At 70.3% G+C, this 12,684-nt stretch carries 11 protein-coding genes and 1 tRNA gene; 3 read left to right on the forward strand and 9 right to left on the reverse strand.

From position 1 onward, the window contains the following. Positions 1-11: 11 nt before the first annotated feature. A complete protein-coding gene (locus ACZYRU_RS13945) occupies positions 12-422 on the reverse strand; it encodes a VOC family protein (RefSeq protein WP_488957690.1) in 411 nt (136 codons plus the stop codon). Positions 423-475: 53 nt separating this feature from the next. Here ACZYRU_RS13945 and ACZYRU_RS13950 point away from each other — a divergent pair, with 53 nt between their 5' ends. Then, positions 476-3,781, forward strand: a complete 3,306-nt coding sequence (locus ACZYRU_RS13950) for an error-prone DNA polymerase (protein ID WP_488957691.1) — start codon at positions 476-478, stop codon at positions 3,779-3,781. A 9-nt stretch (positions 3,782-3,790) separates the two neighbouring features. Here ACZYRU_RS13950 and ACZYRU_RS13955 read toward each other — a convergent pair whose 3' ends face one another. Beyond that, positions 3,791-4,282: a hypothetical protein gene (locus ACZYRU_RS13955; protein WP_488957692.1), complete on the reverse strand. Its 492-nt coding sequence runs from the start codon at positions 4,280-4,282 to the stop codon at positions 3,791-3,793. 108 nt (positions 4,283-4,390) lie between these two features. Here ACZYRU_RS13955 and ACZYRU_RS13960 point away from each other — a divergent pair. Continuing rightward, positions 4,391-4,464: transfer RNA gene (locus ACZYRU_RS13960), tRNA-Pro, on the forward strand. 55 nt (positions 4,465-4,519) lie between these two features. Here the strand turns inward: ACZYRU_RS13960 and ACZYRU_RS13965 are convergent. The 4 genes from ACZYRU_RS13965 to ACZYRU_RS13980 are packed head-to-tail and all read right to left on the reverse strand — an operon-like array spanning position 4,520 to position 8,385. After that, positions 4,520-4,915 carry a response regulator gene (locus tag ACZYRU_RS13965; RefSeq protein ID WP_488957693.1) on the reverse strand — a complete coding sequence of 132 codons (396 nt, stop codon included), beginning with the start codon at positions 4,913-4,915 and terminating at the stop codon, positions 4,520-4,522. After that, positions 4,912-6,456 (reverse strand): acyl-CoA synthetase, encoded by a 1,545-nt coding sequence (locus tag ACZYRU_RS13970; RefSeq protein ID WP_488957694.1) that lies wholly within the window; start codon positions 6,454-6,456, stop codon positions 4,912-4,914. Before ACZYRU_RS13970 ends, ACZYRU_RS13965 begins: the two co-directional genes overlap by 4 nt. A 10-nt stretch (positions 6,457-6,466) precedes the next feature. After that, positions 6,467-7,591: a DUF5938 domain-containing protein gene (locus ACZYRU_RS13975; RefSeq protein WP_488957695.1), complete on the reverse strand. Its 1,125-nt coding sequence runs from the start codon at positions 7,589-7,591 to the stop codon at positions 6,467-6,469. A 5-nt stretch (positions 7,592-7,596) separates the two neighbouring features. Beyond that, positions 7,597-8,385, reverse strand: coding sequence for an SDR family NAD(P)-dependent oxidoreductase (locus tag ACZYRU_RS13980; RefSeq protein ID WP_488957696.1), 789 nt, complete (start codon positions 8,383-8,385; stop codon positions 7,597-7,599). A gap of 162 nt (positions 8,386-8,547) precedes the next feature. Between ACZYRU_RS13980 and ACZYRU_RS13985 the strand changes: the two genes are divergently transcribed. Beyond that, the gene (locus ACZYRU_RS13985) at positions 8,548-9,162 is read left to right on the forward strand and encodes a TetR/AcrR family transcriptional regulator (RefSeq protein WP_488957697.1); all 615 of its coding nucleotides are present in this window, start codon (positions 8,548-8,550) and stop codon (positions 9,160-9,162) included. A 386-nt stretch (positions 9,163-9,548) separates the two neighbouring features. Here the strand turns inward: ACZYRU_RS13985 and ACZYRU_RS13990 are convergent, their stop codons facing one another. The 3 genes from ACZYRU_RS13990 to ACZYRU_RS14000 form a co-directional block, all read right to left on the reverse strand. Beyond that, complete coding sequence (locus ACZYRU_RS13990; protein WP_488957698.1) at positions 9,549-10,166, reverse strand: response regulator; 618 nt, start codon at positions 10,164-10,166, stop codon at positions 9,549-9,551. Between the two features lie 61 nt (positions 10,167-10,227). Next, on the reverse strand, positions 10,228-11,919 hold the full coding sequence (locus tag ACZYRU_RS13995) for a SulP family inorganic anion transporter (protein WP_488957699.1): 1,692 nt from the start codon (positions 11,917-11,919) through the stop codon (positions 10,228-10,230). After that, on the reverse strand, positions 11,916-12,329 hold the full coding sequence (locus ACZYRU_RS14000) for a hypothetical protein (RefSeq protein ID WP_488957700.1): 414 nt from the start codon (positions 12,327-12,329) through the stop codon (positions 11,916-11,918). Before ACZYRU_RS14000 ends, ACZYRU_RS13995 begins: the two co-directional genes overlap by 4 nt. Between the last annotated feature and the right edge of the window lie 355 nt (positions 12,330-12,684).

A 12,684-nucleotide genomic window follows, 5' to 3' on the forward strand; every position in this document is an offset into this window, starting at 1 on the left:
CGGCGGGAACCTCAGTCGAGGCAGAACTCATTGCCCTCGACGTCGTACATGTTCTGGCAGGACTCGTTCTCGTCGTCGGCGAGCAGGAGCGTGCCGCGCCGGGCGCCGAGGGCCTCGAGACGGGACGCGTCCGCCTCCAGCACGGCGAGCCGCTCGGCACCGGTCAGGCCGGTGACGACCCGGACGTCGAGGTGGACCCGGTTCTTGGCGACCTTGGTCTCGGGGACGCGCTGGAAGTACAGCCGCGGGCCGACGCCAGTGGGGTCCTGGCAGACGGCCCAGGCGTCGTCGGGGTCGGGCGGGTACGGCGGGTCGACGTACCCGAGGGTGGCCTTCCAGAAGTCGGCGACGGCCCGCGGGCTCGCGCAGTCGAAGGTCACCTGCACCTGCCGCACCGACGTCGCCGATGTCACCGTGGTCACCGGGGGAGCGTAGGACATTGCAGATCGAACACGTGTTCGATTAGTCTGGGGTCATGGGCTGGAACAACCCCCCGGTCCCGTGGAGCGAGCTCGAGCGGCGACTGTCCGGGCGCGCGCCCGCGCTCGAGGCGCCGGTGTCGCGCCGCAAGCGGCCGCGGGTCGAGCCCGACCAGGTGGTCAGGCCGACCGCGTCGACGCCGTACGCCGAGCTCCACTGCCACAGCCACTTCAGCTTCCTCGACGGCGCCAGCTCGCCGGGCGACCTGGTGAAGGAAGCCGTCCGGCTGGGGCTCGACGCGCTCGCGCTGACCGACCACGACGGGTTCGCGGGGGCGCCGCTGTTCGCGGAGGCAGGAGCGGACTACGAGCTGCGGACGATCTACGGCGCCGAGCTGACCCTCGACGTGCACCGCTCGCAGAACGGCATCCCCGACCCCGAGGGCAGCCACCTGCTGGTGCTCGCGCGCGGGGTGGAGGGCTATCACCGGCTGTCGGGGGCGATCACCGAGGCCGGGCTGCGCGCGCCGGAGAAGGGCAGTCCCGCCCACGACCTCGACGAGCTCGCCGAGCGGGGCCGCGGGCACTGGGTGGTGCTCACCGGGTGCCGCAAGGGCACGGTCCGCCAGACCCTCGCCGCCAGCGGTCCCGCTGCAGCAGCAACCGCCCTCGACCACCTCGTCGACAGGTTCGGCCCCGAGCACGTCGTGGTCGAGCTGACCGCCAGCGACCACCCGGGCGGTGAGGAGGACAACGACCTGCTGGCCCGGATCGCCGACGACCGCGGCCTCCCGGTGCTCGCGACGGGCAACGTCCACTTCGCCGCCCCCGAGAAGCGGCGGCTGGCGGCGGCGATGGCGGCGGTGCGGGCGCGACGCAGCATCGCCGAGCTCGACGGCTGGCTGGACCTGTCCGGTGGTGCGCACCTGCGCAGCGGGGAGGAGATGCTGCGGCGGTTCGCGCACCGGCCGGACGCGGTGCGACGCTCTGTCGTCCTCGCCCGCGAGCTGGCGTTCGACCTGCGCAAGGCCTCGCCCCGGCTGCCGAAGCAGGGCATCCCGGAGGGACGTACGCCGGGCGAGCACCTGCGCGACCTGCTGGAGCGGGGCTTCATGGAGCGGTACGCCCACGAGCCGCACGCGGAGGCGGCCCGGCAGCGGGTCGAGGCCGAGATGAAGGTGATCCTGGAGAAGGACTTCGCCGGCTACTTCATCATCGTCCACGACATCGTCGCCTTCGCCCGTGAGCAGAAGATCCTGTGCCAGGGCAGGGGATCGGCGGCGAGCAGCGCGGTCTGCTACGCGCTCGGGATCACCGCCATCGACTCGGTCTTCTACAACCTTCCGTTCGAGCGGTTCATCTCCCAGCACCGCGAGGAGGAGCCCGACATCGACGTCGACTTCGACTCCGACCGGCGCGAGGAGGTGATCCAGTGGGTCTACGACACCTACGGGCGACGCAACGCCGCGCAGGTGTGCAACGTGATCAGCTACCGGCCGCGGATGGCGGTGCGTGACGCCGCGAAGGCACTCGGCCACTCGCCCGGGCAGCAGGACGCCTGGTCCAAGCAGGTCGACAGCTGGGGGAGCGACGTGGAGAAGGACCTCGGCATCCCCGATCCCGTCGTCGCGCTCGCCGAGGAGCTGATCGGTGCGCCGCGCCACCTCGGCATCCACTCCGGCGGCATGGTCCTCACCGAGCGCCCGATCGGGGAGGTCTGCCCGATCGAGAAGGCGCGGATGGACAAGCGGACCGTGCTGCAGTGGGACAAGGACGGCTGCGAGTCGATGGGGCTGGTGAAGTTCGACCTGCTCGGCCTCGGCATGCTCGGCGCGCTCGACCACATGATCCGACTCGTCGCCGAGCACCTCGGTCAGGAGTGGACGCTGGCGACGCTGCCCAAGGAGGAGGAGGCGGTCTACGAGATGCTCGGCCGCGCCGACTCGATCGGCGTCTTCCAGGTCGAGTCCCGTGCCCAGATCGGCACCCTGCCGCGGCTCAAGCCGGACTGCTTCTACCAGCTCGCCATCGAGATCGCGCTGATCCGCCCCGGCCCGATCCAGGGCGGTGCGGTCCACCCCTACATCCGCCGCAAGACCGGACGGGAGAAGGTGACCTACCCGCACCCGCTGCTGGAGCCGATCCTCGAACGCACCAAAGGCGTACCCCTGTTCCAGGAGCAGCTCATGCAGATGGCGGTCGCGCTGGGTGACTGCTCGCCCGACGACGCCGACCTGCTGCGCCGGGCGATGGGCTCGAAGCGGGGGATCGAGCGGATCGAGAAGGTCAAGGAGAAGCTGTATGCCGGCATGGCACGCAAGGGGATCACCGGCGACGCCGCCGACGCGATCTACGTCCAGGTGCTGTCCTTCGCCGGCTTCGGGTTCGCCGAGTCCCACGCGCTCAGCTTCGCGCTGCTCGTCTACGCCTCGTCGTGGTTCAAGCTGCACTACCCGGCGGCCTTCCTCGCCGGGCTGCTGCGCAACCAGCCGATGGGCTTCTACTCCCCGCAGTCCCTGGTCGCCGACGCCCGCCGCCACGGCGTCGTCGTCCTGCCGCCGGACCTGGTCCACTCCGACGTCCAGGCCGGGCTCGAGGCCTGCGAGGCGAGGGCCGAGGACCCGTTGCGGTACGACGGCACGCTCGCCGTGCGCCTCGGGCTCGACGCGGTGAAGGGGATCGGCACCGAGGTCGCGACCCGGATCGTGACGGCCCGTGCCGAGGCGCCGTACGCCGACATCCGCGACCTCTCCCGCCGCGCCGCACTGACCCAGGCCCAGCTCGAGGCGCTCGCCACCGCCGGCGCTCTCGACGGGTTCGGGCTCGACCGGCGCCAGGCGCTGTGGATGGCCGGGTACGCCGAGGAGGGAGACCAGCTGCCCGGCAGCACTCCCGCGCCGGCGCCGCCGATCCTGCCGGAGATGACGCCGCTCGAGGTGACCCTCGCCGACCTGTGGGCGACCCGGATCTCGACCGACGTCCACCCGATCCAGCACTTCCGGGAGACGTTGAGCGCCGCCGGCATCAAGGCGGTCGGTGACCTGCCGGCCACCGAGGCGGGGCGCCGGGTGCACGTCGCCGGGCTGGTCACCCATCGCCAGCGGCCGGGCACTGCCGGCGGGATCACCTTCCTCAACCTCGAGGACGAGACCGGGATGCTCAACGTCGTCTGCTCGCAGGGCGTGATGCGCGCCCACCGGCAGGCCGCGCGCAACCGGGTCGCGGTCGTGATCCGCGGGATGGTCGAGCGCCAGGACGGCGTCACCAACCTGGTCGCCGACCGGGTCGAGCCGCTGGACGCCGTACTGCCGGGTGCGGGCGATGCCCTGCAGGCGCGGCAGTCCTCGCGGGACTTCCGGTGACGCCCGTGCCTACAGGCCGTCGGTGTTGAACTCGTCGCCGCTGACCCGCCAGGTCCCGTCGGTCAGCGTGAGCTGGTAGAGCGTCGTGATGTTGGCGAGGTCCGAGCCGACCTTGACCGTCGCCACCCCGTCACTGCCCTCGAGCTCGGTCAGCCGGACGTCGTCCTCGCCGAACAACGGCTTGCTGAACACGTTCTCCCAGCTCGTGCAGGCTTCCTCCCGCGACGTCGACTCGTCGGCGAACAGCGCGATCGAGCGCAGGTAGTCGTCGGTCGCCAGGGCGCAGTCACCGGTGACCAGGAACTCCTTGAGCGTCGCCGAGATCGCCGCCTCGTCCCCGTCCGTGATCGGCCCGCTCCCGGACCCCGCCTCGGGCGCCGTCGTGACCACGCTCGGCGTCGGCTCCGCCGCGTCCTTCGTGCCGCCGCCGTCGCTGCCGTCGTCGCCACAGCCGGTGAGGGCGAGCGGGAGCACGAGGGCCACGAGAAGTCGTCGATCCATGCAGCCAGTTCCTACCGTACGGCGCGCCGCGACGAGGCCGATTCGAGGGAGCCCACCGGCCTGCGGTAGTGTTCCGTTCGCTTCGGACGGTGATCCCGAACGGGGCATCGGGCTGTAGCGCAGCTTGGTAGCGCACCTGACTGGGGGTCAGGGGGTCGCAGGTTCAAATCCTGTCAGCCCGACCGAAGAAACCGGCTCTGACCAGCGGAAAACGCTGAGTCAGGGCCGGTTCGCATTTCACCCGACGTCGAGGTGCTGCGCGAGTGCGCTGACGACGTCGGAAGGGTGGTGGCCCTTGTCGAACGACCGGTCGACGCCGACCTGGGCGAGGACGGTGGGATCGATGTCCGCGGAGCTGTAGGTGATGACGACCAGCTCGGGGTGGTGCGCGCGGAGACGGGGGATGAGGTCCAGGCCGCTCATGTCGGGCAGGTGGATGTCGCAGATGGCGGCGTCGAGCCGCGCCTCGGTGCTGAGCTGCAAGGCCGTGAGGGCGTCTGCCGCGGCTCCGGCGAGCGTGAGGGGTGCCATGGACCCGACGAGCTCGGACAGGACGAGGAGCAGCAGCGGGTTGTCCTCGACGACGAGGACGGACGCCGTACGGCTCAGGGTCGGGTCGGGGGTCGGGTTCATGTCAGCTGCTTCTTGATCTCGGTCTTGAGGACCTTGCCGACCTTGGAGCGCGGCAGGTCGTCCCAGACCTCCACCTGCTTGGGTGTCTTGACGCTGCCGATCCGCTCCTTCACGAACGCCTGCACCTCCGCAGGGAGGACGGACCGGCCCGGCCGCAGCTGCAGGACAGCGGTGAGGCGCTCGCCCCACTTCTCGTCGGGCAGGCCGATGACCGCGCAGTCGGCGATGGCCGGGTGGGCCATCAGGGCCTGCTCGACCTCGGTCGAGTACACGTTGAAGCCACCGGTGATCACCATGTCCTTGGCCCGGTCGACGATGTGCAGGAATCCCTCGTCGCCGGGGTCGGTGCTGAGGTAGCCGATGTCGCCCGTGTGGTGCCAGCCGTACGCCGACGCCTCGGCCGTCGCCGCCGGGTTCTTGTAGTAGCCGCGCATCACCAGCGAGCTGCGGACCACGATCTCGCCGCGCTCGCCGTCGGGCAGCAGGCGGCCGTCGGTATCCATGACCGCGACGGTCACCAGCGGTGCGGGACGCCCCGCCGACGACAGCCGCTCGGCCGCGATCGACCCGTCGTCGCGGAAGTGGTCGCCCGGTGCCATCGTCGAGATCATCATCGGCGCCTCGGTCTGGCCGAACAGCTGCGCCATCACCGGGCCGATCCGGGTGAGCGCCTCCTCCAGCCGGCGCGACGACATCGGCGCGGCGCCGTACCAGAAGCACTGCAGGGACGAGAGGTCCGTCGTCGCGAGGTCCGGGTGGTCGAGCACCATGTAGATCAGCGTCGGCGGGAGGAACGTGTGGGTGACGCGGTGCTCGGCGACGGCCGACAGGAAGCCGCCCACGTCGGGAGTCCTCATCACGACGATCGACCCGCCCGAGGCGAGCACGGGGAAGCACAGCACGCCGGCGGCGTGGGTGAGCGGCGCAAGGGCGAGATACGTCGGCCGGGCGGGTCGCGCCGGCCAGGGGTAGCCGATCAGGGTCAGCGCCGTCATCGTCTCGAGGTTGGCGCCCGTGAGCATCACGCCCTTGGGGCGCCCGGTGGTGCCACCGGTGCCGACGATCATCGCCAGGTCGTCATCGGCAGGCCGGTCGACGGGTTCCACGCCGCAGGCCAGGAACTCCTCCCAGTCGAGGGCCCACTCGACGGACCCGTCGAGGCAGACCAGCGTCGTCACCGCGGGCAGGTCGCCGCGGATCTGGTCGACCAGCCCGGCGTACGACGCCTGGAAGACCAGCGTCGTGCACTCGAACAGGTCGAGCAGCTCGCGGTTCTCGGCTGCCTCGTTGCGGGGGTTGATCGGGCACCACACGGCGCCGGCGCGACTGATCCCGAACACGCAGGTGAAGGCGACCGGATCGTTGGACGCGAGGACCGCCACCTTGTCGCCGGGCGCCACGCCACGGCCTGCGAGGGCGGACGCGATCGTGTCGGCGAGGCCCCTCACCTCGCCGTACGTCCACGTCCGCCCGTCGCAGACCAGGCAGGGGGCGTCCCCTCCCAGCGACGCACCCTTGTCCAGGTAGTCGACCAGCCGCACCGGTGGCTCCTCAGCCCTCGACGGTGAGCACCGGTTCGGAGACCAGGCCGAACGCCCGCAGCTGGCCCAGGAGGGCGCGGTGCCCGAACGCCTTGCAGCCCGACGCGAACCCGACCCGGAGAGGCGGCTGCTGGAGCAGCGAGTACGCCGCGTAGGCCTGCAGCAGCCCGGTCTGCTTGTAGTTCTGGTTGCCGTGGATCACGCAGTGCGCCCGGCCGAGTGGACCCGAGGCGTGCACCGAGTCGAGCGACTTGTTGAGCCGGGGGTTCTCCCGCGGGGGCATCTGATTCATCACCTGGGCCGCGGTCGCGGTGAGCGCGGCGTCGCGGTCGGCCTCGTTCATGTCCTTGGTCGCCTCCAGCGCGCCGGCGACGATCTGCGGGACGCCGTTCATCAGGGCCGCGTTGAAGACGCCGCCCTGCGCCTTGCAGTTCGCGACCCGCGGGTCCGTGCGGTACCAGACCGGGTGCGACGTACCGCCCCACGGCAGCGACAGCGCGAGCTCGTGCTGTCCGGGTACGACGAGCGGGACCAGGCCCTGGGTCGGGTCGAACTCGACGTACTGGTTCTGCTGGAGGTAGTGCGCCCTCGACGTCGCGGCGTTGACCAGGATGGTCTGGGTCGAGGCGATCGTGGGGGATCCACCCCAGAACACCGCGATGTCGAGGGAGTCGAGGCCGGGCTTCTCGAGGCAGAGCTCGGCGGCGATCTCGCCGGTCGTGTACATCTGCGCGATGCCGGGGGAGAGCAGCAGACCGGCGGCCGCGAAGTCCGCGCCCCAGCGCTCGTCGCAGGTGATCAGCCAGTCCTGCTCGCCGGTGGTGTCGAGGTAGTGGGTGCCGGCGGCCAGGGCCGCCTCGACCACCTCGGGGCCGTACTTGGAGAAAGGCCCGACCGTGTTGCACACGACGGCCGCGCCGCGGAACAGCTCGGTGAGCGCGGCCACGTCGTGGGCGACCTCGACGATCTCGTAGTCGGCGGTCTCGATGCCGGGGACGTTGGCCTCCATCGAGGCCTTGAGCTTGCCGCCGTCGCGACCGGCGGCCACGAACGGGACGCCGAACTCGCGGAGGTACTCGCAGATCAGCCGGCCGGTGTAGCCGGAGGCGCCGTAGACGATCACAGGCTTGGTCATCGTGCTCACATCCCCATTCCGCCGTCGACCGGGAGGCCGATGCCGTTGACGAACCGTGCCCGGTCCGACGCGAGGAAGACGACCGCGTCGGCGATCTCGTCCTCGGTGGCCAGCCGGCCCGACGGGGTCAGCGCGACCACGCCGGCCACGGCCTCCTCGGGCGAGGGGAACAGCCCGAGCGCGGTCATCTCGTTGGCCAGCCCGGCGCCCATCTCGTTGGGCACCAGGCCGGGGTAGACGCAGTTGACCCGGACGCCGAGCCCCAGCTTGCCGCTCTCCATCGCCGCGATCCGGGTGATCCGGTCGACCGCCGACTTCGAGGCGGAGTACGCCGACAGCGCCGGGAAGGCGATGGTGGCGGCGACCGAGGCGATGTTGATGACGACGCCGCCCTTGCCGGCAGCACCACCCGGCCCCATGGTGCGGAAGGCGTGCTTGATGCCGAGCGAGGTGCCGACGACGTTGACGTCGAAGATCCGGCGTACGACGTCCGGGTCGAGGTCGACGAAGAGCCCGGCGATCTCGATCCCGGCGTTGTTGACGAGGATGTCGAGGCCGCCGACCTCGCGCACCGCCTGGGCGACCGCCGCCTCCCAGGAGGCGTCGTCGGTGACGTCGAGGTGGACGAAGGCGCCGCCGATCGACGACGCGACCTCCTTGCCCTTCTCGTCCTGGACGTCGGCGACCACGACGGTCGCGCCCGCCGCGGTGAGGAGCTCGGCGAACTTTCGGCCGAGGCCCTGGGCTCCGCCGGTCACCAGGGCGGTGCGCCCGGCCAGCTCGGGTGTGGTCATGGGAGCGACTCCTTCGTCGGTTCGTCTGGTTCACGGGGCTGCGTGTGATGCAGGACACACAACTCCCGAACCTTGACGAGTGTCAAGACTTCTCTGGACATATGCCCAGAAATGTCTGGACATCTGTCAAGAGCGGTCCCGGATCGGGTAGTGTCCGGCGACATGACGACTGCCACGGCGCGTCGTACGCCCGCCGACAAGCACGACGAACGCCGTCGTGCCCTGGCTGACTCCGCCCTGCGGACCCTCGGTGAGCTCGGCTACGCGCGCGCCAGCCTGCGCGAGATCGCCAACAACTCCGAGTTCTCCCACGGCGTCGTCCACTACTACTTCCACGACAAGCTCGAGCTGATCGTCTACTGCGTGCGCCAGTACAAGGCGACCTGCGTGCACCGCTACGACGGCGTCGTCGCCGCCGCGACCACTCCCGAGGGTCTGGTCGAGGGCTTCGCCGACAAGCTCGCGGAGACGATCGTCGACGAGGCCCCGATGCACCGCCTCTGGTACGACCTGCGCTCCCAGAGCATGTTCGAGGAGAGCCTGCGCGAGGCCGTGCTCCAGATCGACCAGACCCTCGAGGACATGGTCTGGCGGGTCGTCTCGACGTACGCCGAGCTCGCCGGGCGACCCACCGCGATGACCCCGCATGTCACCTACGGCCTGCTCGACGGCCTGTTCCAGCAGGCCCTGCTCGGTCACCTGTGCGGGCGCCAGGGCGTGCTCGACGACCTGCGCACCCAGGTGCGCGAGCTGATGCCCGTGCTGCTCGCCGGCTGAGTGGGCCCGGGGTGCCACGTCCTGGTTGATGGTGGGCGTGGCTACGCTCGGGTTCGTCGTGAACTTCTGGGCGTGGGCGTTGCTGAGCCCGCTTGGCCCGCCGTTCCGGGACACGGAACGCTGGGCTTGCTCGGCCGGATCGTCGTCGGCGCGCTGACCGACCGCTTCGGTGGGCGGGTGATGTTCCCGCTGCTGTCGCTGGCGACCGTCGTACCGGTGCTGTTCGTGGCCTTCGTGGCACCACCGTCCGACCGGTTCGCCGGTGTACGGAGCGCCCGTGAACCCCTGTGCGAGCAGACCAGGGCCTCCATCAGACCCGGGGCGATTCAACCTGCCCCCGACCTGCTCGTGTCAACGCATCCCAACTCTTCGCTGACGTCGAGGTGCTACGGGCCTGTTAGTAGCGCTTGAGTCAGGCGCGCAACGAGGTCGACGATCTTCGCGCCAGGATCGTGTTCGCTCGACGCCAACGTCTGTGTGATCTGGCTGTCTGTCATGCCACCAACGAGGAGCTCGAGTATCCGGTGCTCATCCTCGGTGACAGTCGGCTTGAGGCTGTCGATGGTCGACTCGAGCAGCCTTGTGGCACGCCCGACGCTGTCGGAATCCATCAGGGTCGTGCCCGGTCCCAGCTGTCGGACCGTGTTCATGATGTTGCTGCTGCGGCTCACCTTGACGATGAATCCCGCGGCACCGGCGAGAACAGCTGCCGCCCCTGCCTCGTCGTCCCCGGCCGCAGTAAGGAGAAGACCCACGATCGAAGGATTCTTGGACCGGACGGCGCGACAGACCTCGATGCCAGTGCCGTCCTGCAGGTGAAGGTCCAGGAGCATGACGTCCGGCGCAAGCTGAAGGATCTCCGGAACAGCCTCCCGCGCTGATCCGGTGTCGCCCACGACCTTGATGTCCCGGGCGGGGATGAGCAGGTCACGTACACCGCGCCGGACGATGTCGTGGTCATCCACGAGGTAGACGCGATGGAGACGGGAGAGGTAGCCCTGCATCCACCCGTTGTACTCCCGCCGCGCCGACCGTGCCAGCCCTGCGAACGTGGTCCCACTGCGGTCATTCTGCGGATGCCGCTCGAAACGCCTCCACCGCTGTCGGGAGCGTGGGGTAGACGTGCTCCTCGCCGATCCGGTCGACAAACCCCGAGCGCTCGAGCAGCAGTCGTACGGCGTGCTCGACTCGGGCGAGCGCGACGACGACGCCGCGTTCAGCGAGCTCCTGGCGGACCGACTCGAGGGCCTCGACAGCCGTCGAGTCGACGTCCGAGATCGCCTCGGCGTTGAGCACGAGCCAGCGCACCGGCGCGTTCGTGGTCACTGCAGCGAGCACCCGTGTCCGGAAGTCCTCGGCGTTCGCGAAGAAGAGCGGAGAGTCGTAGCGGTAGACCAGGAGACCAGGCACGACGCTGGCGCCGGGGTGGTCCTGGACGTCGTGCATTCCGGCGAGTCCGTCGACGTAGCCGAGCACGGCGTCGTGCGGGCGGGCGACTCGGCGCAGCAGGTCGAGGAGCGAGAGTCCGATTGCGACGAGGACCGCCTGCAGTACTCCGATGGCCACGACCGCAGCCGCAGTAGCGACCGCGATCGCCAGCTCGGACCGTCGTACGCGAGCGATCCGCCTGAACTCGTCCAGGCGGATCAGGCGGACGGCGGCGTACACGACGACCGCGCCGAGCGCGGTCGAGGGGAAGGCTTCGAGCAGCGGGCGGAGGGCAACGGCCGCGACGACCGTGCCGGCCAGGGTGAAGAGACCGGTCGCTTGGCTCCGGGCGCCCACAGCATCGGCGATGGCCGTGCGGCTGCCGCTGCTGCTGACGGGGAAACCTCGCATGAAGGCGGAGCCGGCGTTCGCCAGGGCGAGGCCGAGGAGCTCGCGGCGGGCGTCGATGTGATGGTCGCGTGGCGCGGCGAATGCGCGTGCCGTCAGGACGTTGTCGGTGTAGCCGACGAAGGCGATACCCAGAGCCGGCAGCGCCGCCGCCGCGAACAATGTGCCTTCGAAGTGGGGGATGGCCGGAGCGGGAAGACCAGCAGGGATGTCACCGACGAGGGGAACTCCGTGCTCGGGGAGCGACAGGAGAGCAGAGGCGGCAGTGGCGCCGAGCATGCCAAGCAGCGCGACGGGCGCATGGCGCCAGATCGCAGTCCCGACGAGCATCGCGGTCAACGTGGCAAGTCCGAGAGCGGCGGTGGCAGGTCGGACGTCTCTGATGTGCTCGACGACGTAGAGGAAGCGCTGCCATGAATCGTCCTCAGGGACCGGGATGCCGGTGAGCCTGCCGAGCTGCGACACGACCATGATGAGCGCGACGCCCGCAAGGTAGCCGACGAGGACCGGCCGGGACAGTAGGTCTGCGAGCACGTTCAGTCGGGCAGCCCACGCGATCAAGCACACCAGCGCCACGGTGAGCGCGAGTACAGGTGCGAACGCCGTCGGGTCGTGCCGGCCAGCCGCGACGGAACCGACGGCGGACGCCGTCAGCAACGCTGTCGTCGACTCCGGGCCCACCGAGAGAACCGGTGAGGACCCGACGGCGGCGTACAGCCCAAGGGCTCCGAGCGCCGCCCACAGGCCGGTCTCGGCGGGAAGGCCCGCGAGCTCGGCGTACGCCATCACCTGGGGCACGAGGTACGCGGTGACCGAGACCCCGGCAATCAGGTCGGCGCGCCACCAGCCGCGCTGGTAGTCGCGCCACCAGGCCAACGTGCCCGCTGGGCGACCTTGCTGCTCGGGAGTCCGTGCGGTCAACGGAGCTCCGGGAACCTCTGCACGAGCGAGGCCTGCGACCAGCGGCGTCCGAGGCCCCACGTGGTCCCGATGCCGAGGAGGGCGAGCATGAAGGCCCAGCGGGCGAACGCGGTGCCGGCCAGGTTGTTCCGGAAGCCCTGGAGCGCACCCTCGGCTTCGAATCCGAGGAATCCCTGGGGCGGGGTGCCGCCGTGGATCCAGGCTGCGGGGCCGAACCGGTCGACGGTCCCGTCCTGAGCGACCCCCGTCGCACAGCCGAGGCCGAGGAGCTTGTCGAAGAAGGCCCACAGGAAGACGAGGCCGAATGCGATGCGCGCGGCCGCGAGCGTGCGACGGGCGGCGCCGGCACGGACGGCGGTCTCGTCGTCGTGCTCGAGGATGTGGTGGACATGAGTGGCGAACGTGGACATCGTCGTGTCCCTTCCGCGAGTGGTTGTTCTCCGATTCCACCGCTGTCGTCACGGGCGGCGCAGGGGCGCAGGTCGCGATCCAGCGGGCCCAAGGTCCCATCAGCGGGAAGCAACGGGGAGTCGAGGGAAGCGGCAGGGCCGACGCTCCGCCGCCAGCAGGAGACACCCCTCGACGAGAGAGACCAAAGGCCTGCTACCCCGCGCCGTAGGACACTTATCGTACCGCCGCTGCGAGCGCGACGATTTCCACGGACCTGTGACGAAGGGACGTGAAGACCATGTGGTCGGATGACTGGGGACTCTGGTTGGCCATGGCATTGGGCCTGGGCGGGTTCTGGGTGCTGCTTGTCGGGGT

The organism is Nocardioides sp. F233 (assembly GCF_057813895.1).

Excerpts from the sequence above, each read along its gene's own strand:
- ACZYRU_RS13950 (WP_488957691.1), top strand. The coding sequence starts at position 476 with ATGGGCTGGAACAACCCCCCGGTCCCGTGGAGCGAGCTCGAGCGGCGA.
- ACZYRU_RS13955 (WP_488957692.1), bottom strand. The coding sequence starts at position 4,282 with ATGGATCGACGACTTCTCGTGGCCCTCGTGCTCCCGCTCGCCCTCACC.
- ACZYRU_RS13965 (WP_488957693.1), bottom strand. The coding sequence starts at position 4,915 with ATGAACCCGACCCCCGACCCGACCCTGAGCCGTACGGCGTCCGTCCTC.
- ACZYRU_RS13975 (WP_488957695.1), bottom strand. The coding sequence starts at position 7,591 with ATGACCAAGCCTGTGATCGTCTACGGCGCCTCCGGCTACACCGGCCGG.
- ACZYRU_RS13980 (WP_488957696.1), bottom strand. The coding sequence starts at position 8,385 with ATGACCACACCCGAGCTGGCCGGGCGCACCGCCCTGGTGACCGGCGGA.
- ACZYRU_RS13985 (WP_488957697.1), top strand. The coding sequence starts at position 8,548 with ATGACGACTGCCACGGCGCGTCGTACGCCCGCCGACAAGCACGACGAA.
- ACZYRU_RS13990 (WP_488957698.1), bottom strand. The coding sequence starts at position 10,166 with ATGCAGGGCTACCTCTCCCGTCTCCATCGCGTCTACCTCGTGGATGAC.
- ACZYRU_RS14000 (WP_488957700.1), bottom strand. The coding sequence starts at position 12,329 with ATGTCCACGTTCGCCACTCATGTCCACCACATCCTCGAGCACGACGAC.